This window comes from Streptomyces sp. NPDC043726 (assembly GCF_056436565.1).
The window spans coordinates 59795-85681 of the sequence record NZ_JBWKCI010000023.1 but is presented as its reverse complement, the minus strand read 5'-3'; the positions used below and the strand labels follow the sequence as shown (position 1 = coordinate 85681).

The 25887-nt window shown below is 71.8% G+C and carries 28 protein-coding genes; 18 read left to right on the top strand and 10 right to left on the bottom strand.

All coding sequences use genetic code 11. From position 1 onward, the window contains the following. The 7 genes from AC068Z_RS40775 to AC068Z_RS40745 are packed head-to-tail and all read left to right on the top strand — an operon-like array spanning position 1 to position 7358. Complete coding sequence (locus AC068Z_RS40775) at positions 1 to 984, top strand: ABC transporter substrate-binding protein (RefSeq protein WP_478568323.1); 984 nt, start codon at positions 1 to 3, stop codon at positions 982 to 984. Positions 985 to 1025: 41 nt separating this feature from the next. Next, a complete protein-coding gene (ssuE, locus tag AC068Z_RS40770) occupies positions 1026 to 1583 on the top strand; it encodes an NADPH-dependent FMN reductase (protein ID WP_478568320.1) in 558 nt (185 codons plus the stop codon). 35 nt (positions 1584 to 1618) lie between these two features. Beyond that, positions 1619 to 2767 carry an LLM class flavin-dependent oxidoreductase gene (locus tag AC068Z_RS40765; protein ID WP_478568317.1) on the top strand — a complete coding sequence of 383 codons (1149 nt, stop codon included), beginning with the start codon at positions 1619 to 1621 and terminating at the stop codon, positions 2765 to 2767. Between the two features lie 31 nt (positions 2768 to 2798). Continuing rightward, the gene (locus AC068Z_RS40760) at positions 2799 to 3653 is read left to right on the top strand and encodes a glutathione S-transferase C-terminal domain-containing protein (protein WP_478568314.1); all 855 of its coding nucleotides are present in this window, start codon (positions 2799 to 2801) and stop codon (positions 3651 to 3653) included. Next, positions 3650 to 4840, top strand: coding sequence for an LLM class flavin-dependent oxidoreductase (locus tag AC068Z_RS40755; RefSeq protein WP_478568311.1), 1191 nt, complete (start codon positions 3650 to 3652; stop codon positions 4838 to 4840). The genes AC068Z_RS40760 and AC068Z_RS40755 overlap by 4 nt, the downstream gene beginning before the upstream one ends. A gap of 18 nt (positions 4841 to 4858) precedes the next feature. Next, positions 4859 to 6226: an NtaA/DmoA family FMN-dependent monooxygenase gene (locus tag AC068Z_RS40750; RefSeq protein WP_478568308.1), complete on the top strand. Its 1368-nt coding sequence runs from the start codon at positions 4859 to 4861 to the stop codon at positions 6224 to 6226. 28 nt (positions 6227 to 6254) lie between these two features. Then, positions 6255 to 7358 (top strand): LLM class flavin-dependent oxidoreductase, encoded by a 1104-nt coding sequence (locus tag AC068Z_RS40745; RefSeq protein WP_478568305.1) that lies wholly within the window; start codon positions 6255 to 6257, stop codon positions 7356 to 7358. Between the two features lie 33 nt (positions 7359 to 7391). Here the strand turns inward: AC068Z_RS40745 and sph are convergent, their stop codons facing one another. Together sph and AC068Z_RS40735 are read right to left on the bottom strand one after the other, a co-directional pair. Continuing rightward, positions 7392 to 8339 carry a sphingomyelin phosphodiesterase gene (gene sph, locus AC068Z_RS40740; RefSeq protein ID WP_478568371.1) on the bottom strand — a complete coding sequence of 316 codons (948 nt, stop codon included), beginning with the start codon at positions 8337 to 8339 and terminating at the stop codon, positions 7392 to 7394. A gap of 158 nt (positions 8340 to 8497) precedes the next feature. Further along, positions 8498 to 8956 (bottom strand): pyridoxamine 5'-phosphate oxidase family protein, encoded by a 459-nt coding sequence (locus tag AC068Z_RS40735; protein ID WP_478568302.1) that lies wholly within the window; start codon positions 8954 to 8956, stop codon positions 8498 to 8500. A 177-nt stretch (positions 8957 to 9133) separates the two neighbouring features. Here AC068Z_RS40735 and AC068Z_RS40730 point away from each other — a divergent pair, with 177 nt between their 5' ends. Together AC068Z_RS40730 and AC068Z_RS40725 are read left to right on the top strand one after the other, a co-directional pair. Further along, on the top strand, positions 9134 to 9520 hold the full coding sequence (locus tag AC068Z_RS40730) for a VOC family protein (RefSeq protein WP_478568299.1): 387 nt from the start codon (positions 9134 to 9136) through the stop codon (positions 9518 to 9520). A gap of 45 nt (positions 9521 to 9565) precedes the next feature. Further along, positions 9566 to 10630, top strand: coding sequence for an adenosine deaminase (locus tag AC068Z_RS40725; protein ID WP_478568296.1), 1065 nt, complete (start codon positions 9566 to 9568; stop codon positions 10628 to 10630). Here AC068Z_RS40725 and AC068Z_RS40720 read toward each other — a convergent pair. Beyond that, a complete protein-coding gene (locus AC068Z_RS40720; protein ID WP_478568293.1) occupies positions 10618 to 11127 on the bottom strand; it encodes a mycothiol transferase in 510 nt (169 codons plus the stop codon). The genes AC068Z_RS40725 and AC068Z_RS40720 overlap by 13 nt on opposite strands. Before the next feature lie 27 nt (positions 11128 to 11154). Further along, positions 11155 to 12042, bottom strand: a complete 888-nt coding sequence (locus AC068Z_RS40715; protein WP_478568290.1) for a LysR family transcriptional regulator — start codon at positions 12040 to 12042, stop codon at positions 11155 to 11157. Positions 12043 to 12169: 127 nt separating this feature from the next. Between AC068Z_RS40715 and mgrA the strand changes: the two genes are divergently transcribed. Further along, complete coding sequence (gene mgrA / locus AC068Z_RS40710) at positions 12170 to 13162, top strand: L-glyceraldehyde 3-phosphate reductase (RefSeq protein ID WP_478568287.1); 993 nt, start codon at positions 12170 to 12172, stop codon at positions 13160 to 13162. Between the two features lie 39 nt (positions 13163 to 13201). On the opposite strand, the gene AC068Z_RS40705 is transcribed toward mgrA, so the two are convergent. Next, a complete protein-coding gene (locus tag AC068Z_RS40705) occupies positions 13202 to 13486 on the bottom strand; it encodes a DUF1905 domain-containing protein (protein WP_478568284.1) in 285 nt (94 codons plus the stop codon). Between the two features lie 262 nt (positions 13487 to 13748). On the opposite strand from AC068Z_RS40705, the gene AC068Z_RS40700 reads away from it, so the two are divergent. From AC068Z_RS40700 to AC068Z_RS40685, 4 genes are read left to right on the top strand one after another with little or no spacing between them, the layout of a single operon-like run. Then, on the top strand, positions 13749 to 14159 hold the full coding sequence (locus AC068Z_RS40700) for a hypothetical protein (protein WP_478568281.1): 411 nt from the start codon (positions 13749 to 13751) through the stop codon (positions 14157 to 14159). Between the two features lie 58 nt (positions 14160 to 14217). Beyond that, the gene (locus AC068Z_RS40695) at positions 14218 to 16557 is read left to right on the top strand and encodes an ABC transporter ATP-binding protein/permease (protein ID WP_478568278.1); all 2340 of its coding nucleotides are present in this window, start codon (positions 14218 to 14220) and stop codon (positions 16555 to 16557) included. An 8-nt stretch (positions 16558 to 16565) separates the two neighbouring features. Beyond that, positions 16566 to 17111 (top strand): SH3 domain-containing protein, encoded by a 546-nt coding sequence (locus AC068Z_RS40690; protein WP_478568275.1) that lies wholly within the window; start codon positions 16566 to 16568, stop codon positions 17109 to 17111. Beyond that, positions 17101 to 18093, top strand: a complete 993-nt coding sequence (locus AC068Z_RS40685) for a serine/threonine-protein kinase (RefSeq protein WP_478568272.1) — start codon at positions 17101 to 17103, stop codon at positions 18091 to 18093. The genes AC068Z_RS40690 and AC068Z_RS40685 overlap by 11 nt, the downstream gene beginning before the upstream one ends. Before the next feature lie 16 nt (positions 18094 to 18109). Here the strand turns inward: AC068Z_RS40685 and AC068Z_RS40680 are convergent, their stop codons facing one another. Next, positions 18110 to 19363 carry a streptophobe family protein gene (locus AC068Z_RS40680; protein WP_478568269.1) on the bottom strand — a complete coding sequence of 418 codons (1254 nt, stop codon included), beginning with the start codon at positions 19361 to 19363 and terminating at the stop codon, positions 18110 to 18112. A 158-nt stretch (positions 19364 to 19521) separates the two neighbouring features. Between AC068Z_RS40680 and AC068Z_RS40675 the strand changes: the two genes are divergently transcribed. From AC068Z_RS40675 to AC068Z_RS40665, 3 genes are all read left to right on the top strand, one after another. Further along, positions 19522 to 20748 carry a DUF6777 domain-containing protein gene (locus AC068Z_RS40675; RefSeq protein ID WP_478568266.1) on the top strand — a complete coding sequence of 409 codons (1227 nt, stop codon included), beginning with the start codon at positions 19522 to 19524 and terminating at the stop codon, positions 20746 to 20748. A 99-nt stretch (positions 20749 to 20847) separates the two neighbouring features. After that, positions 20848 to 21300 carry an ATP-binding protein gene (locus AC068Z_RS40670; protein ID WP_478568263.1) on the top strand — a complete coding sequence of 151 codons (453 nt, stop codon included), beginning with the start codon at positions 20848 to 20850 and terminating at the stop codon, positions 21298 to 21300. A gap of 94 nt (positions 21301 to 21394) precedes the next feature. After that, positions 21395 to 21784, top strand: coding sequence for a helix-turn-helix domain-containing protein (locus AC068Z_RS40665; protein ID WP_478568260.1), 390 nt, complete (start codon positions 21395 to 21397; stop codon positions 21782 to 21784). 18 nt (positions 21785 to 21802) lie between these two features. Here AC068Z_RS40665 and AC068Z_RS40660 read toward each other — a convergent pair whose 3' ends face one another. Further along, on the bottom strand, positions 21803 to 22405 hold the full coding sequence (locus AC068Z_RS40660) for a ClpP family protease (protein WP_478568257.1): 603 nt from the start codon (positions 22403 to 22405) through the stop codon (positions 21803 to 21805). A 1-nt stretch (position 22406) separates the two neighbouring features. Beyond that, positions 22407 to 23045: a ClpP family protease gene (locus AC068Z_RS40655; RefSeq protein WP_478568254.1), complete on the bottom strand. Its 639-nt coding sequence runs from the start codon at positions 23043 to 23045 to the stop codon at positions 22407 to 22409. Positions 23046 to 23239: 194 nt separating this feature from the next. Here AC068Z_RS40655 and AC068Z_RS40650 point away from each other — a divergent pair, with 194 nt between their 5' ends. Then, entirely contained in the window at positions 23240 to 23722 is a 483-nt protein-coding gene (locus AC068Z_RS40650; RefSeq protein ID WP_478568251.1) for a VOC family protein, read from the top strand. 7 nt (positions 23723 to 23729) lie between these two features. Here the strand turns inward: AC068Z_RS40650 and AC068Z_RS40645 are convergent, their stop codons facing one another. Together AC068Z_RS40645 and AC068Z_RS40640 are read right to left on the bottom strand one after the other, a co-directional pair. Further along, positions 23730 to 24626: an SGNH/GDSL hydrolase family protein gene (locus tag AC068Z_RS40645; protein ID WP_478568248.1), complete on the bottom strand. Its 897-nt coding sequence runs from the start codon at positions 24624 to 24626 to the stop codon at positions 23730 to 23732. Between the two features lie 164 nt (positions 24627 to 24790). Further along, a complete protein-coding gene (locus tag AC068Z_RS40640; RefSeq protein WP_478568368.1) occupies positions 24791 to 25798 on the bottom strand; it encodes a zinc-binding alcohol dehydrogenase family protein in 1008 nt (335 codons plus the stop codon). Between the last annotated feature and the right edge of the window lie 89 nt (positions 25799 to 25887).

The following is a 25887-nucleotide window of genomic DNA, read 5'->3' as shown; positions in this document are numbered from 1 at the left end:
ATGCCCGCCCCGCTGACCCGCCGTACCACCGCCGCCGCGCTCGGACTCGCCACCGCCCTCGTCCTCGCCGCCTGCGGCAACCCCGACGACGGCGGGACGACCGAGGTCGCGGCGGCGAACGGCGACACCACGAAGCTCAACATCAGCGCCGACCAGAACCGCGTCACCACGAAGAAGGTCGACGCGATCGCCGCGAAGGTCCCCGCACGGATCCGGGAGAGAGGCACCCTGGAGGTCGTCGACTCCTCGGGCTCCGCCGCGCCGCTGACCTTCTACGCCACCGACAACAAGACCGTCATCGGCGTCGAACCCGACCTCGCCTCCCTGGTCGCCGACGTCCTCGGCCTGAAGCTGCACCTGAACACCGTCTCCTGGGAGAACATCTTCGTCGGCCTGGACAGCGCCAAGTACGACGTCGGCTTCAGCAACATCACGGTCACCGAGGAGCGCAAGGAGAAGTACGACTTCGCCACCTACCGCGAGGACAACCTGGGCTTCGAGGCGAAGAAGGGCAGCGGCCTGAAGGTCGACGGACCCGAGGACGTGGCCGGTCTCACCGTCGCCGTGGGCAGCGGCACCAACCAGGAGAAGCTGCTCGTGGACTGGAGCGAGGAGAACGAGCGGGCGGGCCGCGAACCGGTGGACATCAAGTACTACCAGAACGACAGCGACACCTACCTCGCCCTCCAGTCCGGCCGGATCGACCTCTACCTCGGCCCCAACCCGACCGCCGCCTACCACTCGGCCTCCACCGGCAGGACCGAGGTCGTCGGCACCTACTCCGGGGCCGGCGCCACCCTCCAGGGCCTGATCGCCGCCACCACGAAGAAGGACAGCGGCCTGGCCGAACCCCTCGCGGACGCGCTGAACGAGGTCATCGACAACGGCACCTACGCCCAGGTCCTCAAGCGCTGGGGCCTGTCCGACGAAGCCGTGAGCGCGTCCGAGATCAACCCGCCCGGCCTGCCCAAGACCGCCTCCTGACCCCACCCTGCCCCGCCTCGCCTCTGCCGAAAGGTTCCGCCGTGGCCGTCATCCTCTCCGTCTCCGGAAGCCCCTCCGCCACCTCCCGCACCGCACGCCTGCTGCGCCACCTCGACGACCGCCTCAGGGCCCAAGGCCACGAGGTGACACCCCTCGACGTCCGCACCCTCCCCGCCCAGGCACTGCTGGGAGCCGACTTCCGGCACCCGGCGATCGTCGAGACCACCGCCCTCTTCGACCGCGCCGACGGCGTCGTCATCGGCACCCCCGTCTACAAGGCCGCCTACTCCGGCCTGCTGAAGACCCTGCTCGACCTGCTCCCGCAGTTCGCCCTGGCCGGCAAGACCGTGCTGCCGCTCGCCACCGGCGGCAGCACCGCCCATGTCCTGGCCATCGACTACGCCCTGCGTCCCGTCCTCAACTCCATGGGCCCGGCACACATCACCCCGGGCTGGTTCACGCTGGACAAGGACATCACCGTCGCCGACGACGGAACGCTGACCGTCGCGCCGGGTTCCGCCGAGGCCCTGGCCCAGATCACCGACCAGTTCTCCCTCGCGCTCGGCGGCCGCACCGGCCTGCTCGCCGCCGCCGGCTGAGCGCCAGCCCCTCGCACGACCCGATCGGAGATCCCGTGACCCTCACGTTCCACTGGTTCCTGCCCACCAACGGCGACAGCCGGCACGTCGTGGGCGGCGGCCACGGCAGCCCCGCCACCGTCTCAGGACAGGACCGCCCGCCCACGGTCGCCTACCTCGGCCAGATCGCCCGCGCCGCCGAGGACCTGGGCTTCACCGGCGCGCTCACCCCCACCGGGGCCTGGTGCGAGGACGCGTGGCTGACCACCGCCATGGTCAGTCAGCACACTGAGCGGCTCAAGTTCCTCGTCGCCTTCCGGCCCGGGTTCGTCTCGCCCACACTGGCCGCGCAGATGGCGTCGACCTTCCAACGGCAGTCCGGTGGACGGCTGCTGCTGAACGTCGTCACCGGTGGCGAGGGGCAGGAGCAGCGGGCGTACGGCGACTTCCTGGACAAGGACGACCGGTACCGCCGTACCGGCGAATTCCTGGGGATCGTCAAGGAGTTGTGGGACGGCAAGTCCGTCGATCTGCACGGTGAGCATCTGCGGGTGGAGAACGCGCGGTTGGCCCGGCTGCCCGATCCCGTGCCCGAGCTGTACTTCGGCGGTTCCTCGCCCGTGGCCGGGGAGATCGCCGCCCGCCATGTCGACGTCTATCTGACCTGGGGCGAACCGCCCGCGCAGGTCGCCGAGAAGATCGCCTGGATCCGGGGCCTCGCCGCACGGCACGGGCGCACCCTCCGCTTCGGCATCCGGCTGCACGTCATCACCCGCGACACCGCCGAACAGGCGTGGGCCGAGGCCCGGCGCCTCCTCGACGGCTTCGACCCGGAGACCGTGCGCGCAGTACAGGCCGGTCTGGCCCGCAGCGAGTCCGAGGGGCAGCGGCGCATGCTCGCCCTGCACGGCGGCGACCGCGACGGCCTGGAGATCGCACCGAACCTGTGGGCCGGCATCGGCCTGGTGCGCGGCGGCGCGGGCACCGCGCTGGTGGGCAGCCACGACGAGGTCGCCGAGCGGATCAAGGAATACGCCGACCTGGGCATCGACGAGTTCGTCCTCTCCGGCTACCCGCACCTGGAGGAGGCGTACTGGTTCGGCGAGGGCGTGCTGCCGAGGCTGGCGGCACGGGGCTTGTGGACCCACCCCCTCGGCACCCGTACGAGCCCGCAGGTCCCCTTCGTGGGAGCGGGCAGCCTCTGACCCTGTTCTCCCACCACCCCGGAGGAGCGTCATGTCCGTAACACCCCTGTCCGGCAACGCCACTTGGCAACCCTTCACCGGCCGTATCGGTCAGGACGCCCGCAGCGGCCACTACGCCGTCCCCGGCCGCTACCGGCTGCACCTCACGACCGCCTGCCCCGACGGACTGCGCATCGCCGTCACCCACAGCCTGCTGGGCCTGGGCGACAGCTGTCCGGCCACCCTGCTGCCCGCCGTCCCCGACTGTCCCGATGGCGGCTACACCGCGCTGCGCCCGCTGTACGACGCCAGCGCCCACCGCTACACCGGACCGGCCCACGCCCCCGTCCTCAGCGACGCCTGGTCGGGCCGGATCGTCAGCACCCACGCCCCCGGCATCGCCCGCGACCTGGCCCGGCGTTTCGACGGCGGACGCCTTCAACTCCACCCGTGCTGCGCGGAGTCGGAGATCCAGGCCGTCGAGCGGATGTGCGCCCAGGGCATCGACGAAGCCGCCCAGGTCGCCGGTTCGGCCGACGCCGACGTCGCGGAACGGGCCGGGGCGGCCGACCGGTTGACGACCACGCTGGACGCCCTGGAACGGTGGCTCTCCGGCCGCCAGTTCATGATCAGGGAGCAGATCACCGCCGCCGACGTCGAGTTGTGGGTGACCCTCGTACGCCTCGACACCGTCCACCGCATCCACCTGGACGCGGCGGCGGTACGGCGCATTGCCGAGCACCCCGCCCTCTGGGCCTACGCCCGCCGCCTCACCGCCCACCCCGCCTTCGGCACCCACCTCGACCTCGACGGCATCGCCCGCCGCCATCACGCCCACTGCCAGGGTCTCGAAGCCGCGGGAGCGGCGGTCCAGATCCTGGACTGGGCCTCCCACGCGCGTCGATGACCCCTCCCAGGAAGGCACCCTCCGTGTCCGCACCACCCCTGCACCTCGCCGTCGCCCTGGACGGCACCGGCTGGCACCCCGCGTCCTGGCGTGAGCCGGTGGCCCGCCCCCGGGATCTGTTCACCGCCGGATACTGGGCCGGCCTGGTCGCCGAGGCCGAGCGCGGACTGCTGGACTTCGTCACCTTCGAGGACGGCCTGGGCCTCCAGTCCTCCCACTGCCTCGGCCCGGACGACCGCACCGACCAGGTCCGTGGCCGCCTCGACGCGGTCCTCGTCGCCTCCCGTGTCGCCCCGCTGACCCGGCATATCGGCCTGGTCCCGACCGTGGTCGCCACCCACACCGAGCCCTTCCACCTCTCCAAGGCCATCGCCACGCTCGACTACGTCAGCACCGGACGGGCCGGCCTGCGCGTGCGGGTCACCGCCCGCCCGAACGAGGCCGCGCACTTCGGCCGCCGTGGCCCCGACAGCCTGGCGGCGGCGGAACTGTTCGCCGAGGCCACCGACTACGTGGAGGTCGTGCGGCGGCTCTGGGACAGCTGGGAGGACGACGCCGAGATTCGGGACGTCGCCACCGGCCGCTTCATCGACCGGGACAAGCTGCACTACATCGACTTCAAGGGCCGCCACTTCAGCGTCAAGGGCCCGTCCATCACCCCGCGTCCGCCCCAGGGGCAGCCGATCGTCAGCGCGCTCGCGCACGAGAGCGTGACCTACCGGCTGGTGGCCCGGCAGGCCGACATCGGCTACGTCACCGCGTACGACGTAGACGAGGCCCGCGCGATCGTCGCGGAGATCCGCGCCGAGCAGGCGTCGGCCGGACGCGCCGGCGAGCTCCTGCACGTCTTCGGCGAGCTGGTCGTCTTCCTCGACGACGATTCCCGTACGGCGCAGGCGCGCCGGGACCGCCTCGACGCCCTCGCGGGACAGCCGTACACCAGTGACGCCCCTGTCTTCACCGGCACGGCCACCCAACTCGCCGACCTCTTGCTGGAGTTGGGGCAGGCAGGGCTCACCGGCATCCGGCTCAGGCCCGCCGTGCTCGGGCACGACCTGCCGAGGATCACCAGGGAGCTGGTCCCGGAGCTGCAGCGCCGAGGCGCCTTCCGTCGCGCCTACGACGCCGACACCCTGCGCGGACGACTGGGTCTGCCCCGCCCCCGCAACCGCTACGCCGCCGCCTGAGCCGGAAGGAAGGCCCCCATGCCCCGGAAACAGATCCACCTGGCCGCCCACTTCCCCGGCGTCAACAACACCACCGTCTGGAGCGACCCCGCGGCCGGAAGCCACATCGAGTTCGACTCCTTCGCCCACTTCGCCCGGACCGCCGAACGCGCCAAGTTCGACTTCCTCTTCCTCGCCGAGGGCCTCCGACTGCGCGAACAGGGCGGACGGATCTACGACCTGGACGTCGTCGGCCGCCCCGACACCTTCACCGTGCTGGCCGCGCTCGCCGCCGTCACCGAGCACCTCGGCCTGACCGGCACCATCAACTCCACCTTCAACGAGCCCTACGAGGTGGCCCGCCAGTTCGCCACCCTGGACCATCTCTCCGGCGGCCGGTCCGCCTGGAACGTCGTGACCTCCTGGGACGAATTCACCGGCGAGAACTTCCGGCGCGGCGGCTTCCTGCCGCAGGAGGAGCGCTACTCCCGGGCGAAGGAGTTCCTCGCCACCGCCCACCAACTCTTCGACTCCTGGAACGGCGACGAGATCGTCGCGGACCCGGCCACCGGCGTCTTCCTGCGGGACGCCCAGGCCGGATCCTTCGCGCACCGGGGCCCGCACTTCGACATCCACGGCCGCTTCGACGTCCCGCGCTCACCCCAGGGCCGCCCGGTGATCTTCCAGGCCGGCGACTCCGAAGAGGGCCGCGAGTTCGCCGCGGCCGGCGCCGACGCGATCTTCAGCCGCCACGCCACCCTCACAGCGGGGCAGGCCTTCTACACGGACGTCAAGAACCGCCTGGCCCGCTACGGCCGCCGTCGTGAGGAGCTGCTCATCCTGCCCGCCGCCACCTTCGTCCTCGCGGACACCGACGCCGAGGCCCACGAGCTGGCCAGGGCAGTGCGGCGCAAGCAGGTCAGCGGAGCCACCGCCCTCAAGCACCTGGAGTGGGTCTGGAACCGGGACCTGTCCGCCTACGACCCCGACGGTCCGCTGCCCGAGATCGACCCCCTGCCGGGGGAGCACACCGTCGCCCGGGGCCGGGCCCAAGTGCGCATGTACCGGGACCCGTTGGCCACCGCCCGCGCATGGCGGGAGCTGGCGGCTTCGAACGACTGGTCCATCCGCGACCTCGTCATCGAGACCGGGAACCGGCAGAACTTCATCGGTTCGCCGCGGACCGTCGCCCGTACGATCAACGACCTCGTCCAGGCCGACGCCAGTGACGGCTTCATCCTCGTCCCGTACCTCACCCCCGGCGGCCTCGACGACTTCGCCGACCGGGTCGTCCCGCTCCTCCAGGAACAGGGCGTGTTCCGCACCGATTACGAGGGCCCGACACTCCGCGACCACCTGGGCCTCGCCCACCCGGACACGGCACGCGCCGCGCACCTGGCCTCGTGACCACCCGCCGCCCCTGAGGAGTCCACCCGTGTCAGCCATCCCCCTAGGCGTCCTGGACCTGGTGCCGATCCCGTCCGGCGCCACCCCCGCCGACGCCCTGCGCAACTCCGTCGACCTCGCCCGGCATGCCGAACGCCTCGGCTACGCCCGTTACTGGTTCGCCGAGCACCATCTGAACCCCGGCGTCGCCGGTACCTCCCCGGCGGTCGTCCTCGCGCTCACGGCCGCCGCCACCTCCACCCTCCGGCTCGGCTCCGGCGCCGTTCAACTCGGCCATCGCACCGCCCTGTCCACGGTCGAGGAGTTCGGCCTGATCGACGCGCTGCACCCGGGGCGGATCGACCTGGGCCTCGGCCGCTCCGGCGGCCGACCGCCGGGGCGGCACACGGCGCCCGCCCGCCGCGCGGCGAACGGCCTGCTCATCCCGCCCCGCTTCAACGCCGAGCACCTGCTCGGCTCTCCCCGGATCGCCCTCCAGCGCAAGCTGCTGACCCTGCCGAACGCCGAATCCCAGGACTACGCCGAGCAGATCGACGACGTCCTCGCGCTGCTCGCCGGGACCTACCGCTCCCCGGAGGGCATCGAGGCACACGCCGTGCCCGGCGAGGGGGCGGACGTCGAGGTGTGGATCCTGGGCAGCAGCGGCGGACAGAGCGCCGAGGTCGCCGGCGCCCGGGGTCTGCGGTTCGCGGCGAACTACCACGTCAGCCCCGCCACCGTCCTGGAGGCCGTGGACGGCTACCGGTCCTTCTTCCGGCCGTCGGAGTTCCTCGACACCCCGTACGTGAGCGTCTCGGCGGACGTCGTCGTCGCCGAGGACGACGCGACGGCCCGTGAACTCGCCGAGGGCTACGGTCTGTGGGTGCGCAGCATCCGCACGGCCGAGGGTGCCATCGAGTACCCGACCCTCAAGGAGGCCCGCGCCCACGAGTGGACCGACGCTGACCGGGCCCTGGTGCGGGACCGCGTCGACACCCAGTTCGTCGGCACCCCCGCCCAGGTCGCCGACCAGCTGGAACGACTCCAGGAGGCGACGGGGGCCGACGAGTTGCTGATCACGACGATGACCCACGAGCACACCGACCGGGTGCGGTCGTACGAACTGCTGGCCGGGGAGTGGGCACGGCGCTGAGCCGCCCGCCCGCCTCCCCGGCCAGCGGGTCGGTCAGCTCGCCGAACCGATCACCGGGTAGTGGTCGGACAGGTTCGTGTAGGTGTAGTCCGTGCCCCAGCTGGAGACCGTCCAGGGCGCGCTCTGCTCCTTGATCACGTCGTTCTTCCACACGGTGGGACGGGCGTGGCCGGCGCGGTGCAGGACGTAGTCGAGGTCCTCGCGCGGGTCGTCCGGGTAGCGCTCGCTGCTGATGGAGTTGTCCTGCGTATCGAAGGAGTACGGGTGGCCGGTGCGGGCGTCGGCGCCGACCAGGCCGGCGTCGGAGAGCATCGTGTCGTACTCGGCGGTGTGCGAGTCGACGTTCATGTCACCGGCGACCAGCACCTGCTCACCGGCCGGGATGCCCTTGGCGTCCAGGAAGGCGTCGATCGCCTTGAACTGACGGCTGCGCATCGCGGCGGCCTCACCGGCGTCGCAGCCCGGGTCGGTGGACTGGGCGTGCGTGCCGACGACGTGCACCTTGGTGCCGTTGACGTCGAGGACGACGTACACGAAGCCCTTGTTGGACCACCAGTCGGCGCCGCACGCGTCCTTGTAGACGTACTGCTCCTTGCGCAGGATCGGCCACTTGCTGAGGATCGTGACGCCGCCGTCCTCCGGCGTCGTCGCCGAGTAGGCGCCGCCCGTGGCGTCCCAGCCGGTCTTGCCGCGGCCCATCACCGGCGTCTGGTACGGGTACTGACCGGCGAGGGAGCCCTTCAGCGCGTCCGAGGAGGAGTTGTCGAACATCTCCTGGAACACCACGACGTCGTTGCCCTGCACGAAGGGCGCCTTGGCGATCTCGGCGGCCCGGTGGTCCTGGCCCCAGTTCGGGTACAGGGACTTGCTGAACAGGAAGACGTTGTACGACAGCACCTCGAGCGGCGGCGCCTGCTCGGCGGCCGACGCGGCGGGCGCCGCGCCCACCAGTCCGACGGCGGCGAGCGAGAACGCGAGCACGGCCGAGCCCTGTGCACGGCGGTGTGCGATGAGCGTCACTGGATCTCCCTGTGATTGAAGGGTGTTGAGTGGCGCCGCACATCAAACCATCAGGGATTACTGTCAGGTAACACCTTTACGGGAAAGAGATGGCGCGGGGGCGTCGGGTCGGAAGTTGTTCAGACAAGCCAGGTTCCGTTTCGCATGAGATGCCGCTGCGGCAGCTCCCGCACCTCGTGCCAGGCCTGCACCGCCCGCGGGCGCACCCGGAAGAAGGCGTACGAGGAACTGTCCGCGCGCGGGTCCCACCCGGTCTTCGCCAGGAAGCCCTCCGCCGCCGCGGCCGGCACCTGCTCCGACGTGAACGCCGAGACGTCGCCGTCGATGAGTACGACGTCCCGGGTGTCGCCGAGGGCCAGCCGGGTCCGTCCGCCGTCCCGCAGATTGCGGCCCGTCGGATTGCCGGTGCGCGTGGACAGCCACAGAGCCTCCCCGTCCCAGGCGAACCACAGCGGCACCAGGCACGGCACCCCGTCGGTGTCCGCCGTGGCGACCCAGATGTCGATCTCGCGCTCCAGCCGGTCCAGTACGTCGCGCCGGCGCCGCTCGGGAGTGCGGGGTGTGTCGTTGATCGTCATGGCCGGGACGCTACCCATCACCGCGGTCGGGCGCCTCGGGCCGCGGTCCTAGGCCCTCCCTGGGCCTGTCCGAGGCCCTGTCGCAGGACCGCAGGACGAGGCCCCGGAGATGGACTGGCGCACGGAAGGTTTTACGTATAACCTCTCCCGTCAACCGCACGTCCCGAGAGGCCACCGATGAGTCGTATCGCCCTGGTCACCCTCGTCGTCGACGACTACGACGAGGCGATCCGCTTCTACACCGAGGCCCTCGGCTTCCGCCTCGTCGAGGACGCCCCGCGCCCCGACGGCTCCCGTTGGGTCGTCGTGGCACCCGGCGACCAGGGCACCGGCCTGCTCCTCGCGCGCGCCAAGGGTGCGGCCCAGGGCGCCAGGGTCGGCGACCAGACCGGCGGGCGGGTCGGCTTCTTCCTGCACACCGACGACTTCGCCCGCGACCACGCCCGGATGCTCGCCGCGGGCGTGACCTTCCTGGAGGAGCCGCGTCACGAGCCCTACGGCTCCGTCGCCGTCTTCCAGGACCTGTACGGCAACCGCTGGGACCTGCTCCAGCCCGCCGGCTGACGCTCCTCCGCTTCTCGAACCGCCCCGTCCAAGGAAAGACGCACCATGACCGCTACGCGCGTAGACCTCGATGTGATCCGACGCCTCCCCAAGGCCGTCCTGCACGACCACCTGGACGGCGGCCTGCGCCCCGCCACCGTCGTGGAGCTCGCCGCCACCGTCGGCCACACCCTCCCCACCACCGACCCGGACGAGCTGGCCGCCTGGTACTTCGAGGCCGCGAACTCCGGCGACCTGGTGCGCTACATCGCCACCTTCGAGCACACCCTCGCCGTGATGCAGAACCGCGAGGGCCTGCTGCGCGTCGCCGAGGAGTACGTGCTGGACCTGGCCGCCGACGGGGTCGTCTACGCCGAGGTGCGCTACGCCCCCGAGCTGAACACCCGGGGCGGGCTGAGCCTCGCCGAGGTCGTCGAGACCGTCCAGGAGGGCCTCGCCGCCGGTATGGCGAAGGCCGCTGCCGCCGGTACCCCGGTGCGCGTGGGCACGCTGCTCTGCGGCATGCGGATGTTCGACCGGGTGCGCGAGGCCGCCGACCTCGCCGTGGCCTTCCGGGACGCCGGCGTCGTCGGCTTCGACATCGCCGGCGCCGAGGCGGGCTTCCCGGCCGCCGACCACCTCGCCGCCTTCGAGCACCTGCGCCGCGAGAACGTGCCGTTCACGATCCACGCCGGTGAGGCCGACGGCCTGTCGAGCATCCACCAGGCGCTCCAGATCTGCGGCGCCCAGCGCCTCGGCCATGGTGTGCGGATCACCGACGACATCGTGGACGGCAAGCTGGGCCGCCTCGCCGGCTGGGTCCGTGACCGCCGGATCGCCCTGGAGATGTGCCCGACCTCCAACCTCCAGACCGGCGCCGCCACCTCGATAGCCGAGCACCCCATCACCGCCCTGAAGGACCTCGGCTTCCGGGTCACCCTCAACACCGACAACCGGCTGGTCTCCGGCACGACGATGACCCGCGAGATGTCCCTGCTGGTCGAGCAGGCCGACTGGACGCTCGAGGACCTGCGCACGGTCACGGTCAACGCCCTGAAGAGCGCGTTCATCCCGTTCGACGAGCGCAACGCCCTCATCGAGGACGTCGTCCTGCCCGGCTACGCGCTCTGAAGCAGTCCGCGCACGTAGGCGGCCTGTCCGATGTGCTGCAGGTCGTCGGACAGGACGCTGACCAGTCGTACCCCCAGGGTCACCGGTGGGTCCCAGCGCTCGTCGACGACGCGTTCCAGATCCTTGGCGGCCAGCTCGCGCAGCGCCCCGAGGGTCTGGGCGTGCACGGCGTCGTAGTACCCGGTCAGCAGGTCGGCGGAGTCGACCCGCACCTTGTCGACCTTGGCGGCGGTGTGGCCGTACCCGGTGTCGTGGCGGGGCAGGTCGAGTCCGAAGGTCTTCTGGAAGTCCTGGGCGAGCCACACCTGGTCGAGCTCGAAGGCGTCGGCGATGTGGTCGTCCTGGACCCGGGTGAGATGCCAGACCAGCCAGCCGATGGAGTTGGCGTCGGGCTCCGGCCGGGCGTGCAGGTCGTCGGGGCCGAGACCCTCGACGGTGGCGTGGACTTCTTCCTGGATGCGGTTGAACCCGTCGATGAGGATGTCCTTGGCATGCATGGCTCCACCATCCCGCAAAGCGGGGCCTCACGCGCCTTCGCCCTCCAGCAGCTCCATCAGCGCCCGTGCCGCCGGGCTGGTGGCCTGCGGGGACGGCAGCAGGGCGACCGTCTCGTACACCCGCTCGCCGGTGCCCTTCACCTCCAGCGCGGTCAGTGACTCCCGCTTGTGCCGGAAGTGCCGCGGTACGACGGCTATGCCGAGGTCCTCGTCCACGAGGTCCAGCAGGCCGTGCACGTCGTTCACCTCCAGGGCGACCGTCCGCCGTACGCCCGCGGCGGCGAACGCGGCGTCCGTGGTCCGCCGGGGTCCCCAGTCGGGGTGGAAGTCCACGAACACCTCGCCGCCCAGCTCCTCCAGCGTGACCGCGGCCGCGGCGCCCGCGAGCCGGTGACTGGGATGGCACAGCACGGTCATGGGCTCACTCGTCAGCGGTACGGCACGCAGCTGCTCGGTGTCCTCGCGCGCCGCGCGGACGGCGAAGGCCAGGTCGAGACGCCCGGCCGCGACCTCCTCCGCGAGCGCCCCGGAGCCCGCCTGCCGCAGACAGATCTCCACGTCCGGGTGGCGCCGCCGGAACGCCGCGAGCAGCCCCGCCACATGCACCCCGGCGATGCACTGCTCGGAGCCCAGTGCCAGCATCCCGCGCAGCACGCCCTGCACCGCGGCGACTGCCTCATGGGCCGTCCGCACCTGGGCGAGGATCCGCTCCGCCTCGCCGAGCAGCGCCCGCCCGGCCGGAGTGAGGGTCACACTGCGGGTCGTACGGACGAACAGCGGGGCCCGCAGCTCTCTTTCCAGGGAGCGGATCGACGCCGACAGGCCCGACTGGGAGACCATGAGCCGTTCGGCGGCCCGGGTGAAATGCTGGTCCTCGGCGACCGCGACGAAGTGCTGGAGTTGGCGCAGTTCCATGACTGAGAAGCGTATCCGCTGAATTCCATCGGATTCTTCTGTTGGACCGATGCCCACAGGTCACGAAAGAGTGGACACCGGTTTTCAGGGAACCTGGTTCCACCGTGCCCACCCCTCTGGAGTCGCGTTGTACACCGCACACCCCGACCGTTACGCGGACATGCCCTACCGGCGCACCGGACGCAGCGGTCTCAAGCTCCCCGCCCTGTCGCTCGGCCTGTGGCACAACTTCGGACCCGACCGCACCGTCGAGACCCAGCGCGCGATCCTGCGCCGCGCCTTCGACCTCGGCGTCACCCACTTCGACCTGGCCAACAACTACGGCCCGCCCCCCGGGTCGGCCGAGTCGGCGCTGGGCGAGGCGCTGAAGGCGGACTTCGCGCCGTACCGCGACGAACTCGTCATCTCCACCAAGGCCGGATACCTGATGTGGCCCGGCCCGTACGGCGAGTGGGGCTCGCGCAAGTACCTCATGTCCTCGCTGGACCGGAGCCTGCAGCGGATGGGCCTGGACTACGTCGACATCTTCTACTCGCACCGCCCGGACCCGGAGACTCCGCTGGAGGAGACGATGGGCGCGCTGCACTCGGCCGTGCAGCAGGGCAAGGCGCTCTACGTCGGCGTCTCCAACTACTCCGCGGAGCAGACCCGGGAGGCCGCCCGCATCCTCGGTGAGCTGGGCACCCCGCTGCTGATCCACCAGCCGCGCTACTCCATGCTGGACCGGCGCCCGGAGGACGAGGGGCTGCTGGACGCCCTGGACGAGCTGCAGATCGGCTCGATCGTCTTCTCCCCGCTGGAGCAGGGACTGCTGACGGGGCGTTACCTGAACGGCATCCCGGAGGACTCGCGCGCCGCGAGTGACAGCCCCTTCCTCAACTCCGAGGCGGTCACGGAGGAGTTGGTCGGCAAGCTCCGCGCGCTCGACGAGATCGCCAAGTCCCGGGGCCAGTCCCTGGCCCAGCTCGCCCTCGCCTGGGTGCTGCGCGGCGGCCGGGTGACCTCCGCCCTCGTCGGCGCGAGCAGCGCCCGCCAGATCGAGGACAGCGTCGCGGCCATCGGCAACCTGGACTTCGAGGCGGAGGAGCTGGACCGGATCGACGCGGTGATCAAGGCGTAGCAGCCGTTCCCGGTGGCGGGCACGCCGCCACCGGGTCGGTCAACCGAGGCGTTCCTCCAGGGCGACCGTCACCGTGTCGCCCTCCTCCTTGCCGATCGCCCGGCGCACCTCCGCCTTCACGGGCAGCATGTGGGTGCCGTCGCCGAGGGCCATGAAGGAGCTGTGGAAGGGGTGGCCGTCGATGGTGCCGCTGACCTTGACCAGGCCGCGGGTGCCGAAGAAGTCGACCGAATCGGGCCAGACGACACAGGTCCAGCTGCCCTTCTCGGGCCCCTTGCGCAGCACGGCGGTGAAGCTTACGTCCAGTTTTCCGGTACTGCCCATGATCGTCTCCGCTCACGGTGATCGCGGTGGGACTCTCTCAGTATGCGCAGGTTGACGCGCACCCATCACCTTTCGGCCACCAATGGCGGTGAATATGCCAGGAGACTGGCCGGAAAGTCATGGTGACAGTGATTCAGTAGTGAACATACTCAACTGAAGAGGGAACTTCACGCGGAGCGAAGGCCCCATCACGCACAGCACTTGAGCCGCACGGAAAGCGAGGCCCGGTCCGCAGGCGAGACGCGCCACGGGGGAGTGAGACGTGCACGACGAATTCCTGTGCCATGTCACCGCGTACGGCACCTGCGCCGGCCGACGTATCGGCGTACCGCTCGGCACGTACCGGGCACCCACCCTGGCCCTCGCCCTGTGGTGGTTACGCGACCGGGCCTCCTGGATCGCCGAGCGCCTGGACCCGCACCCCGAGGCCGAGCACTTCCCGCCGAGCGCCCTCGTGCCGGTCGCCGACACCGTGCCCGACGTTCCCTCCGTACTGCGCGCCTGGTGCGCGGACGACCGTCAACAGGAACTGGTGGCCGAGCAGTTGGCCGCCGGACGGCTGGTCCGCATCGCCACGTTCGACGAGACCACCGAGTACGAACTGCTCGCCGAGTCGGTGGACGCGCTGCGGATGCAGCGCACCATCCCCGCCCTGGTCATGCCCGTCGGCTGAGCCCTCACCGATCATCCGTGCCAGGCGCACAAGTGGGCGAATCGGTAGAATCTTGGGCATGGCGGAGCGTCCTCTCGCACCGACTGCGCCCGTACTCGTGCTGGAGACCGAGTCGGGCTCCACCGTGATGACCCCGGGCCGGGACTACCACGTCGGCCGCGACCCGCTCAGCGACATCGTCATCGACGACGCCCGCGTCTCCTGGCACCACGCGGTCCTGCACCCGGAGACCGACCACTGGAAGCTCCAGGACGAGAACAGCACCAACGGCACCTACACCGACGGCCACCGGGTCCACGAGTGGGACGTCGGCCCCGGCACCGAGATCCGCTTCGGCAACCCGGCCGACGGCCCCCGCGCCCGGCTGCTGCGCCGCCCCGAACCCGTACCCGAACGCCCCTCGGCCGTCTCGATGCCCGCGCTCACCGGCACCTTCCGGCAGCCCACGAGCGTACGGCCGCTGCCCGCCCGTACGATCCGCATCGGCCGCGCCCCGGAGAACGACCTCGTCCTGGACGACCTGGTCGTCTCCCGCCACCACGCCGAACTGCGCGCCCTGCCGGACGGCGGCTACGAGATCACCGACTTGGGCAGCCACAACGGCACCTTCCTCAACGGCGGCTCCGTCACCGCCGCCCCGGTCCGCCCCGGCGACGTCATCGGCATCGGGCACTCGGCGTTCTGCCTGGTCGGCGACGAGCTCCAGGAGTACGTCGACACCGGTGAGATCTCCCTGGAGGTCCAGGACCTCACCGTCGCCGTCGACCACGGCCGCAAGACCCTCCTGGACCACGTCTCCTTCCCGGTGGGGGAGAAGTGCCTGCTCGCGGTCGTGGGACCGAGCGGCGCCGGAAAGTCCACCCTGCTCAACGCGCTCACCGGACAGCGGCCCGCCGACCACGGCACGGTCGTCTACGACGGCCGCGACCTCTACCGCGACTACGCCGAACTGCGCCAGCGCATCGGCCTGGTTCCGCAGGACGACATCCTGCACGCCCAGCTCACCGTCCGCGGCGCCCTGTCCTACGCCGCCGAGCTCCGCTTCCCGCAGGACACCGCCAAGGCCGAACGCCGGGCCCGGGTCGACGAGGTCATCGGCGAGCTCGGCCTCGCCCAGCGCGCCGGACAGCCCGTGCACAGCCTCTCCGGCGGCCAGCGCAAGCGCGTGAGCGTGGCCCTGGAACTGCTCACCAAGCCCTCCCTGCTCTTCCTCGACGAACCGACCTCGGGTCTCGACCCCGGCATGGACCGCTCGGTCATGCACATGCTGCGGGGCCTGGCGGACGACGGGCGCACCGTCATCGTCGTCACCCACAGCGTCCTCAGCCTCGACGTCTGCGACCGCCTCCTGGTCCTCGCGCCGGGCGGCCGGATCGCCTACTACGGCCCGCCCGAGGACGCCCTCGACTTCTTCGGCTTCCAGCAGTGGCCGGAGGCCTTCGAGGCGTTCGAGGCCGACCAGGAGCGCGACTGGGCCGGCGACTACACGACCTCGCCCCTGCACGGCCGTTACGTCGCCGACGCCACCGCACAGCCGCGACTGGACCGCTCCGGCCCGGTCGTCATCACCCCGCCCCGCCGGCCGCGCAGCCGCGGCGCCCAGCTCGGCACCCTGATCCGCCGCTACACGACCGCCCTCAGCGCCGACCGCACCTTCCTCGCCATCATGATCGCCCTGCCGTTCGTGATGGGCGCCATGGCCCGCGCCCTGGCCGGCAGCGAGCTGACCCGGGACACCGCCATGAACGCGCTGCTCATCCTGTGTGTCGGCGCGGTCCTCACCGGAGCGGCGAACGCCGTGCGCGAACTCGTCAAGGAACGTGTGATCTACCGGCGTGAGAGAGCCGTCGGCCTGTCCAGATCGGCGTACCTGATGTCCAAGATCGTGGTGCTCGGCACGATCACCGTGCTCCAGGCCGTGGTGCTGACGCTGGTCGGCCTGCTCGGTGTCGACCTCAACGCCCCGGGCGGCGAGGGTGTGCTGATGCCACCGCTGGCCGAGATCACCATCGCCGTCGCCCTGCTGGCCTTCACCGCGATGATGCTCGGCCTGCTGGTCTCCGCGCTGGTGCGCAAGGAAGAGGTGACGATGCCGCTGCTGGTGCTGCTGGCCATCGTCCAGGTGGTGTTCTGCGGCGCTCTGCTGAAACTCGACGGCGTCCCCGGCCTGGAACAGCTCGCCTGGCTGGTGCCCTCGCGCTGGGCGCTCGGCGCGATGGCCGGAACCGTCGATCTGGCCAAGATCGTGCCCGGCGACCTGACCGGAGACCCGCTGTTCGAGCACTCGGCGGGCGTGTGGCTGCTCAACATCGGCATGCTGATCGTGCTGTCGGTGGTCTTCGGCTGGGTGGTCGCCCGGCTGCTGCGCCGCCAGGAACCCGTCGTGATGCGGAAGTAGGGCACTTTATGGCGACCCCCGGATTCCGGCCCACCCACGTCGTCCCCGCCCACGGGATGCCCGCCTGGGAGGGGCCCGACCCGGCCCGGCCCACCGTGCCCCTCGACCCCCTGCTCCCTGTCCAGGTCGTCGAACGGCGCGGCGACTGGGGGCACGTCCTGTGCGCCAACGGCTGGTCGGCCTGGGTCGACGGACGCCACCTGGTCGCCGTACCCCAGGACCCGCCCGCCCCCGACGCCGCCCTGGCCCGCACCGCCGACCCCCGCCCCCAGCTCGGCCGCGCGGAACAGACCCTGGCCCGCTACCGGGCCGCGCTGGAGGACCTGGCGGCCGGCGCCCTGGACGGCGAGTCCTTCCGGGACCGCACGCGCGGCCTGCGGATCGGGGTGGTCGTCGAGGGCGAGCACGTGTGGCTGTACGACGCCGAGCACGGGCGGTGGGCCTACGCCGACGGGCTGAGCCTGAGCACCTACACCACGGACGAGGGGCCCCGCGCCGCCGCCGAGGACCCCGGCCACGCCGCCACCCAGGTGGTGACCCCGGATGGCCCGTGACACGAGCCTGTTCTCGGGCCGGCCCTCCGAGCTGATCGGCCGGACGGTCGCCGGGTACCGCATCGAGGGGGAGATCGGCCGCGGCGGCATGGCCGTCGTCTACCGCGCCCTCGACCTGCGCCTGGAACGCACGGTCGCGCTCAAGCTGCTGGCCCCCGAACTCGCCCGCAACGACACTTTCCGGCAGCGCTTCACCCACGAGTCCCGGGCCGCCGCCTCGATCGACCACCCGCACATCGTGCCGGTCTTCGAGGCGGGCGAGACGGACGGCGTGCTCTACATCGCCATGCGCTACGTCTCCGGCAGCGACCTGCGCCATCTGCTGGACGTGCAGGGTCCGTTGCCGCCCGCGACGGCCGTGCGCATCGCCGCGCAGGTGGCGTCGGCGCTGGACGCGGCCCATGAGCACGGTCTGGTGCACCGGGACGTGAAGCCCGGCAACATCCTGGTCGCCCGCGGCACGGACAGCGATCACCCCGAGCACGCCTATCTGACCGACTTCGGGCTGACGAAGAAGTCGCTGTCCCTCACCGGGTTCACCACGGTCGGACAGTTCGTCGGCACGCTGGACTACGTGGCGCCGGAACAGATCTCCGGCAAGCCGGTCGACGCGCGGTGCGACGTGTACGGGTTCGCCTGCGTCGTCCACGAGTGCCTGACCGGGCAGCCGCCGTTCCGGCGGGACGACGACATGGCGCTGCTGTGGGCGCACCAGTACGACGAGCCGCCGCCGCTGAGCGTGGGCCGGCCGGACCTGCCCTCGCAGGTGGACTCGGTGTTCTTCAAGGCCCTCGCGAAGAGCCCTGATGACCGGCACGAGTCGTGTCTCGCCTTCGTGGCGGCGCTGCGGGTCGCTCTGCGAGGCGGCGAGGAAGGGGCGCATCCGGCCACACGGGTGGACATGGGCGTGCCGACGGGGCTGGCGGAGGGGCCCAAGGCGCCGCCCAGGTGGGCCGAAGCGTTCTTCGGGTCGGGATACTGAGCGGCTGCCCGCAGCTCTAGGGACGCCTTCGCACAGGTCTCGCCAGGAGAGCCCCCAGGAACCCGGCCACCAGCCCCCACAGCAGCGCGAAGCCCAGCGCCCCCCACACCTGTGGTTCCAGCAGGAGCTCTCCGCCGAGGTCGCCCCCCAGGTCCCCGATGCCCAGCACCGAGAGGCCGTAGTGCGCGGAGATCCTGCATACGAGGCAGATCATCAGCACCGTCAGGGCCAGGGCGACCGCCATGTGCACCGCGTGCTGCCAGGCGCGCATCCGGCGGGGGGAGCGGGCGGCCATCACGAAGGCCGCCGCCAGGATCAGTACCGCGTCCACCACCACCAGCCACCACACGCGGCTGTCGTGATCGGCGAGCGTGGCGAGGTTCAGGGTCGCGGTGTCCGAGCCGCGCAGCACCTCGTCCAGGACATGGGGCATGGGCAGCCCGAACGGGCCGTCGACCCTGCCCTCCCAGGTGGCGCCGAGCCCGATCGTGAGCACCAGCCACACCAGGTTCGGCAGGCCGAGCAGGAGGACGGCGAACGTCTCCGCCGCGTGGCCGCGGGTCACGGCCACGATCACGCCGATGACGATGCCCAGGGCGACGCAGGCGAGGAGCAGCAGGACCATCGCGTACGCCGCCGGGCGCACCGACTCCTGGAAGCGCAGCAGCCCCGGCGGCAGCGGAGCGCCCCGGGACACCAGCAGAGCCAGGATAAGGACGCCGACGAGCCACAGGACGCCGAAGAACAGGGTCAGCGGGACGTCCGTGCGGAAGCCGACCTTCGGCGACACGCCGAAAAGCTCGCCGAGGTCGCTGAGTGTGTCGTCGCCAAGGGAGATCGTGAAATCCTGCTGGGCCGCGAGCGCCAGACCGAGCAGCGCCAGCAGCCACAGCACGGCGATCCGGGCCGCCCAGCCCGCCAGCTCGCGCGCCCCGGCCACCGCGCGGTGCCGCAGCGGCCGGAGGAAGCCGGCGGCGATCGCCAGGGCTCCGGCGAGCGTGACGGACAGCGGGATCACGGTGAGCCCGGCGTCGGACTCGGCGAGGCCTCCGGCGTCGCCCGACATCTCGACGGTGCCGCCCACGGCGGTGACCAGGGTCGCGGCGACGACCCGGGGGAAGGCGTTCTCGGGCAGGTCCGCCGCGCCCGCCGCCCACAGACCCAGCGTCGCGACGATTCCCATGGCGATCAGCCCGGCCAGCACGGCGAGGACGGCCTGCGGCCAGCCGTGGCGGGCCCTTGCCTGGTCGGAGGGGGTGCGCGCGGTCACACCGCCACGCTAAGCAGCGCCCGCGCGGCCCGCCCGCCGGGAGGGTCCGTCCGCGTCGGCTTGCGGACCGTGCCGGGCAGGAGCACACAATGGTCACGAGGAAAAACGCCACTATTGGGGTTTAATCACCCCCCGGTCCGCATCGGGAAGAAGGGCTCGTGAGCGTCGAACCTCCGTCCTCCGGCCGGCCCACAGGACCCCCTTCGGGGCCGCTGTCCGGTCCCTCGCAGCCGCCGTCGGGTCCTCCCTCGCAGCCCCCGGGCAGCGGTGGCGGGCTGACGCCGCCGGAGCCGGAACGTGGCCCCGGCCGCCCTTGGTGGCGGTCCGTGCCCCGGGTCGCCGTGCTGGCCACGGTGGTCGTGGCCGCGGTGGTGCTCGCCCTCGTCCTCGGCCGCGGCGGTGGCGGCGGTAGCTCCACAGCGGGCGGCGGCGAGGTCTTCCTCCAGGCCGCGGGCAAGACCGGCCCCGACCCCTTCACCGAGTCCACCGCCACGGACAGCTCCGCCCCGCCCATCACCCCCTCCCCGGACACCCAGAGCCCCACCGCCACCGCCAACACCGTGCGCGGGGTCGACGGCGGCGCCCCCGGCCTGTACGGCGGCACCCGCAACGCGGCCAGCTGCGACGTGGAGAAGCAGATCAAGGCGCTCCAGGCGGCGCCGGCGAAGAACCAGGCGTTCGCCTCGGTCGCCGCCGTCGAGCCGTCCGGCGTACCGGACTATCTGCGCGGCCTGACCCCCGTCCAGCTCCGTATGGACACCCGCGTCACCAACCACGGCTACCGCGACGGCGAGGCCACGCCCTACCAGGCCGTCCTGCAGACCGGCACCGCCGTCCTCGTCGACGACCGCGGCGTGCCCCGGGTGCGCTGCGCCTGCGGCAACCCGCTGACCCCGCCGGTCGCCCAGCAGACCGCGCCCAAGCCCACCGGCGACTCCTGGCCGTCGTACAACTCCTCGAATGTCGTCGTGGTCGCCCCCTCCACGGTCGTCATCGATGTCTTCACGGTCTACGACCCCGAGCACGGCGACTGGTTCCACCGGCAGCCCGGCGACACCGGCGGCAAGGACAAGAAGACGGACCCGCCCGCCCACCAGCCCTCGCCGTCGAAGACCACACCGCCGTCGACCTCGCCGGGCAGCACGACGGCCTGTCCGTCGCCTCCCGCCGGGCCGCCCACCGGTGACGTGACCTGCCCGCCGACCTCGACGAAGCCCCTCGCGCCGGACACCTCGCCCAGTTCGGAACCGCCGGCCTCCGAGTCCTCCGTGGAACCGGAGACGCCCACGACGTCGTCCCCACAGGTGCCGCCCGCGTCCGACACGAGCGGCACAGTGTCCGAGTCCGCGCCCACGAGCGCCAGCCCGCTCTCGCCGCCGGTGTGACGCAACCGGCTTCAGGGACGGGGACTGCCGGGCGCGACACGGGGTACGAGCCCTGGTGCAGCAGTGTCCGGCCGGGGCCGGCTTCCGAGAGAGAAACGCATGATCGAACACGACGGGGCAGTTATTCCAACTGGTTTCGACGTGCCCGTGGAACCTCTCCGACGGGCGACCCACTACACCGGTGAACCCGGGTGCATCGCGGAGGCGCGCTCCTTCGCCTCCGTGTTCCTCGACCGACTGCGCACGGAATGGTGCGCCGACATCGGTGCCCGGACCCACGAGGACGTGCTCCTGGTCGTCAGCGAGCTGGTCACCAACGCCGACCGGCACAGCAACGGCCCGTACATCCTCGACCTGGAGGGCACCGACGCCCAGGTGACGGTGTCCGTCTACGACAGCAGCGCCGCGCTGCCCCGCCGCTTCCCGCGGGACCCCCAGCGCATCGGCCGGCACGGTCTGGAGATAGTCCACGCCCTGGCCACGGACGTCGCCGTCGAACGGGTCCCGGTCGGCAAGCGGGTCCGCGCGGTGGTGTCGCTCGGACCCACGTGAGGGGCGGGGCCAACCCCCGTTCGCGCACGGCGATTTCCCTCAGGGCGGAACGCTGATCCCTTCCCACCGCGGCCACGGCTCCTAGGCTGGGAAGGTGACCGACCAAGCGCCGAACCAAGCCCGAGTCATCCCGCTGCGCCCGCCCGCGCGCCAGGAATCCACCAAGGCCGCTCCGAAGGAACCCCTGTGGCGGGACCTGATCGGTGACGTCCTGCGCCGCGAGCGGCTCGCCCAGGAGCGCACCCTGAAGGACGTGGCCGACGCCGCCCGGATCTCGATGCCCTACCTCTCCGAGGTGGAGCGCGGCCGCAAGGAGGCCTCCTCGGAGGTCCTCGCGGCCGCCGCCCACGCCCTCGGACTCGGCCTCGGCGACCTGCTGTCCCGGGCCCAGGGCGAGCTGGTCCGGCTCACCAGCCGGCACAGCGCCGTCCGGAGCCGCGGCACGGCCGGTTCGTCGTACGACGGACTCTGCCTCGCCGCCTGACGACCGCGGCCCGGCGCCTCACACCCCGGCGAGGCGCCGGCTCACCACCTGGTCGGCCAGCCCGTACGCCACCGCCTCCTCCGCGGTGAACACCTTGTCGCGGTCCATGTCGGCGCGCAGGGTCGCGACGTCGTGGTGGGTGTGGCGGGCCAGCACCTCCTCGACCTGCGAGCGGATCCGGACCATCTCCTTGGCCTGCAGCGCGAGATCGGAGATCGCGCCCCGGCTGCCCCCGGCCGCGGGCTGACCGAGCAGCACCCGCGCGTGCTCCAGCACGGACCGCCGTCCCGGATCCCCGCCGGCCAGCAGTACGGCGGCCGTGGACGCCGCCTGCCCCACACAGAACGTGGAGATCGGCGCCTGCACGTACGTCATGGTGTCGTAGATCGCCATGAGCGAGGTGAACGAGCCGCCGGGGGAGTTGATGTAGATCGCGATCTCGCGCTCCGGTGCCGCCGACTCCAGATGGAGGAGTTGCGCGATGACGACGTTGGCGACGCCGTCGTCGATCTCCGTGCCGAGGAAGATGATCCGCTCCGACAGGAGCCGGCTGAACACGTCGGAGGACCGCTCGCCGTGCGCGGTCCGCTCGACGACGTACGGAATCGTGTAGTTCGCCATGTCACAGCCCCATCCGTCGCTTCGAGGCGGCCGGGCGGACGTCCGCGAGGGACTCCACGACCCGGTCCACCATGCCGTACTCCCTGGCCTCCTCGGGCGTGAACCAGCGGTCGCGGTCGCCGTCCCGGGAGATGGTCTCCGGGGTCTGGCCCGTGTGCTCGGCGAGGAGCCGCTCCATCTCCCGTTTCGTGTGCTCCAGGTTCTCCGCCTGGATCTGGATGTCGGCGGTGGTGCCGCCGATGCCCGCCGACCCCTGGTGCATCATGATCCGCGCGTTCGGCAGGGCGTACCGCTTGCCGGGGGTGCCGCCGGTGAGCAGGAACTGGCCCATGCTGGCCGCGAATCCCATCGCGAGCGTGGAGACGTCGTTGGGGATGAGCCGCATGGTGTCGTAGATGGCGAGGCCCGCGTAGACCGAGCCGCCGGGACTGTTGATGTACAGGCTGATGTCGGTGCGCGGGTCCTCGGCGGACAGGATCAGCAACTGGGCGCAGACCCGGTTCGCGGAGACCTCGTCGACCTGGGTGCCCAGCAGCACGATCCGCTGACCCAGCAACTGGGCGGCCAGCTGGTCGTCGAACCGGGAGGGCGGGGTGTCGCCCTCCTCCGCCCGGGGGGTGAGCGCGGTGAGTGGAGTCATCGGACCTCCTCGTCGTGGCGTGGATTGCCGTCCACTTCACTGTTCACCGCCGGCCCGCCCCACCAGGCATTTCTCTGCCCGCGGCAGATCTGCCCACAGCAGAGCGCTCTGTCAAGTCGAGGCAGGACCGATGAGTTTGGCGAAGCCGAGCGGTCGACACAGATGTCAGCGGATCCACGCTCCAGGAGGTACTCATGGCCGCCACCGGTTTCACCACGTGTCTCTGGTTCGACGACGAGGCCGAGGAAGCCGCCCACCACTACGTCTCGGTGTTCAAGAACTCCAGCGTCGGCAAGATCGCCCGCTACCCCGAGGGCTCGATGCGCCAGGCCGGGACCGTGATGACCGTGGAGTTCACGGCCAACGGCCACCGGTTCCTCGCGCTCAACGGCGGCCCCCAGTTCACGTTCAACGAGGCCGTCTCCTTCATGATCTTCTGCGCGGACCAGGAGGAGATCGACTACTACTGGACCAAGCTCATCGAGGGCGGCGGCGAGCCCGGCCCCTGCGGCTGGCTCAAGGACAAGTACGGGGTGTCCTGGCAGGTCGTTCCGGACCGCCTCGACGCCCTCGTGAGCGACCCCGACCCGGCCAAGGCACAGCGCGCGACCCAGGCGATGCTCGCCATGGGCAAGCTCGACATCGCCGCCCTGGAGAAGGCGCACGCGGGCGAGTGAGCCCCGGCTAGGAGCCGCGGATCACCCGGGTGACCTCCCGCGCCATGCGCAGGATGCCGGGGGAGCGGACGGGACACGGCTTCGGGGTCGAGGTCGTGGGCGCCAGGCAGAAGTGCAGATAGTCGTCGTCGCGATGCAGGGCGGTACGACCGCGGCCCGGATCCGTGCAGTAGTCCGGGTGCGCGCGTTCGTACGCGGTGCAGGGCAGCTCCCGCACCCAGGTGTGGCGGGCCCCTTCGGCGCTCACCGTCCGTCCCGCGTCGGCGACGAGGTCGCCGGAGGCGTCGGCCCGCCGCGTGTAGAGGGCGTTCACCTGGCGGACCCGGTCCGGGGTGATCGGGTCCGGGCCCTGGAGCACCCACACGATCCGCGGGCGCCGCTCTCCGCCGGCCGCGGCGATCTGCTCGGTGAGCCTGTCCAGGTCCGAGGCGTACCGGTCGAAGTACCGGCCCGGATCGGCGTCGTGGGTGATGCCGTCCATGCACGGCGTGTAGCCCCAGGCGTTGCCCCAGAACTGCAGCACCACGAAGTCCGGCCGCAGCGAGCGCACCAGCGCCGCCGCCTTGTCCGCGTCCGGGACGAGGGACTTCTCGCCGGTGCCGGTGAGGTAGTCGCAGGGAGTGGTGCCCGAGTAGGGGGCGCTCGTGTACGAGGCCCGTAACTGGCCGCGGAGCTCCTGCCCGAGCACCTTCTGGGCCTCCATGGCCAGCGAGTCGCCGAGGTACAGCACGGTCGGCGCCGTCACGGCGGCGGCGCTGGGTGAGGCGGGCGCCCGCTGGTGCGTCGTGGCCGACGCCCTCGGCACCTCGGCCGCCGGGGCCCGTTCCGTCCCCGAGGTGGGGTCCCCGCAGCCGCCGATCAGCGACACGGTGAGCAGCAACCCCGCGATCCACGCCTTGCGCATACGGCGACTCCCGCCCCCGGAACCCGAAAACGGCTCCCCAGGCAAGCACAGCCACGCCACAGGGGGAAGACCCGCGCGAGACACATCGCGTCGGCCGGTCGCCCGGTCGAGCGATACGCGCCAACTGCCGTCGACGCGGGTGGGCGCGCGGACGGTGAGCGCTGTCAGGACACGTCGTTCACCAGCACCGCCGCCCCGTCGAACCGCCCGGCCTTGAGGTCCCGCAGCGCCTTGTCCGCCCGTGAGAGCGGGTAGGCGTGCGTGGTGGCCCGCACCCCGAACCGGTCGGCGAGAGCGAGGAACTCGCGGGCGTCCGCCCGGGTGTTGGAGGTGACGCTGCGCAACTCCCGCTCGTAGAACAGCTCGCTCTCGTACCGCAGCGGTGGAATGTCGGTGAGGTGGATCCCGGCCACCGCGAGGACGCCGCCGCGGTCCAGCGCCCGCAGCGCCACCGGGACCAGCTCCCCGGCCGGCGCGAACAGGATCGCGCTGTCCAGCGGCTCCGGCGGCAGGTCGCGCGCGTCGCCCGCCGAGGCGGCCCCCAGCTCAAGGGCCAGCCGTCGCGCCGCCGCGCCCCGGGTCAGGACGTGCACCCGGGCGCCCTCGGCCAGGGCGACCTGGGCACACAGATGGGCGCTGCCGCCGAAGCCGTACAGACCGAGCCGCCCGCCGGGCGGGAGCGCGGATCGGCCCAGCGCCCGGTAGCCGATGATCCCGGCGCACAGCAGGGGCGCGAGCGCGACGTCGTCCAGGTCGCCGGGGAGCCGGTGGGCGAAGGCGGCCGGCGCGGTCGTGTACTCGGCGTAGCCGCCGTCCGCGTCCCAGCCCGTGTACCGCGACCCGGGGCACAGGTTCTCCGCGCCGCGCAGACAGTACGCGCAGGTGCCGTCCGTGTGCCGCAGCCAGGCCACCCCGACCCGCTCGCCGAGCGCGAAGCCGCGCACCGCGGCGCCCAAGCCCGCCACGACCCCCACGACCTCGTGCCCGGGCGTCACCCCGGGCCGGCGCACCTCCAGGTCACCCTCCGTGACATGGAGATCGGTACGGCACACCCCGCAGGCCCGCACCCGCACCAGCAGCTCGTCGTCCGCCGGAACCGGGACGGGCCTCTCCACGAACCGCAGCGGCCCCTGCTCCACCGGCCCGGGCGTGACGACCGACCACGCCCGCATCGTCCTGGCCACAGTGCTCCCCGTCCCGCCGACGACCGTTGCCTTTTGTCCAGTCTGTAACGGACCGTGGTGTTCGGCGCGCGGTTCGC

Excerpts from the sequence above, each read along its gene's own strand:
- AC068Z_RS40775 (WP_478568323.1), top strand. The coding sequence starts at position 1 with ATGCCCGCCCCGCTGACCCGCCGTACCACCGCCGCCGCGCTCGGACTC.
- AC068Z_RS40760 (WP_478568314.1), top strand. The coding sequence starts at position 2,799 with ATGTCCGTAACACCCCTGTCCGGCAACGCCACTTGGCAACCCTTCACC.
- AC068Z_RS40755 (WP_478568311.1), top strand. The coding sequence starts at position 3,650 with ATGACCCCTCCCAGGAAGGCACCCTCCGTGTCCGCACCACCCCTGCAC.
- AC068Z_RS40750 (WP_478568308.1), top strand. The coding sequence starts at position 4,859 with ATGCCCCGGAAACAGATCCACCTGGCCGCCCACTTCCCCGGCGTCAAC.
- AC068Z_RS40735 (WP_478568302.1), bottom strand. The coding sequence starts at position 8,956 with ATGACGATCAACGACACACCCCGCACTCCCGAGCGGCGCCGGCGCGAC.
- AC068Z_RS40730 (WP_478568299.1), top strand. The coding sequence starts at position 9,134 with ATGAGTCGTATCGCCCTGGTCACCCTCGTCGTCGACGACTACGACGAG.
- AC068Z_RS40725 (WP_478568296.1), top strand. The coding sequence starts at position 9,566 with ATGACCGCTACGCGCGTAGACCTCGATGTGATCCGACGCCTCCCCAAG.
- AC068Z_RS40720 (WP_478568293.1), bottom strand. The coding sequence starts at position 11,127 with ATGCATGCCAAGGACATCCTCATCGACGGGTTCAACCGCATCCAGGAA.
- AC068Z_RS40715 (WP_478568290.1), bottom strand. The coding sequence starts at position 12,042 with ATGGAACTGCGCCAACTCCAGCACTTCGTCGCGGTCGCCGAGGACCAG.
- AC068Z_RS40705 (WP_478568284.1), bottom strand. The coding sequence starts at position 13,486 with ATGGGCAGTACCGGAAAACTGGACGTAAGCTTCACCGCCGTGCTGCGC.
- AC068Z_RS40695 (WP_478568278.1), top strand. The coding sequence starts at position 14,218 with ATGGCGGAGCGTCCTCTCGCACCGACTGCGCCCGTACTCGTGCTGGAG.
- AC068Z_RS40690 (WP_478568275.1), top strand. The coding sequence starts at position 16,566 with ATGGCGACCCCCGGATTCCGGCCCACCCACGTCGTCCCCGCCCACGGG.
- AC068Z_RS40685 (WP_478568272.1), top strand. The coding sequence starts at position 17,101 with ATGGCCCGTGACACGAGCCTGTTCTCGGGCCGGCCCTCCGAGCTGATC.
- AC068Z_RS40670 (WP_478568263.1), top strand. The coding sequence starts at position 20,848 with ATGATCGAACACGACGGGGCAGTTATTCCAACTGGTTTCGACGTGCCC.
- AC068Z_RS40660 (WP_478568257.1), bottom strand. The coding sequence starts at position 22,405 with ATGGCGAACTACACGATTCCGTACGTCGTCGAGCGGACCGCGCACGGC.
- AC068Z_RS40655 (WP_478568254.1), bottom strand. The coding sequence starts at position 23,045 with ATGACTCCACTCACCGCGCTCACCCCCCGGGCGGAGGAGGGCGACACC.
- AC068Z_RS40650 (WP_478568251.1), top strand. The coding sequence starts at position 23,240 with ATGGCCGCCACCGGTTTCACCACGTGTCTCTGGTTCGACGACGAGGCC.
- AC068Z_RS40645 (WP_478568248.1), bottom strand. The coding sequence starts at position 24,626 with ATGCGCAAGGCGTGGATCGCGGGGTTGCTGCTCACCGTGTCGCTGATC.
- AC068Z_RS40640 (WP_478568368.1), bottom strand. The coding sequence starts at position 25,798 with ATGCGGGCGTGGTCGGTCGTCACGCCCGGGCCGGTGGAGCAGGGGCCG.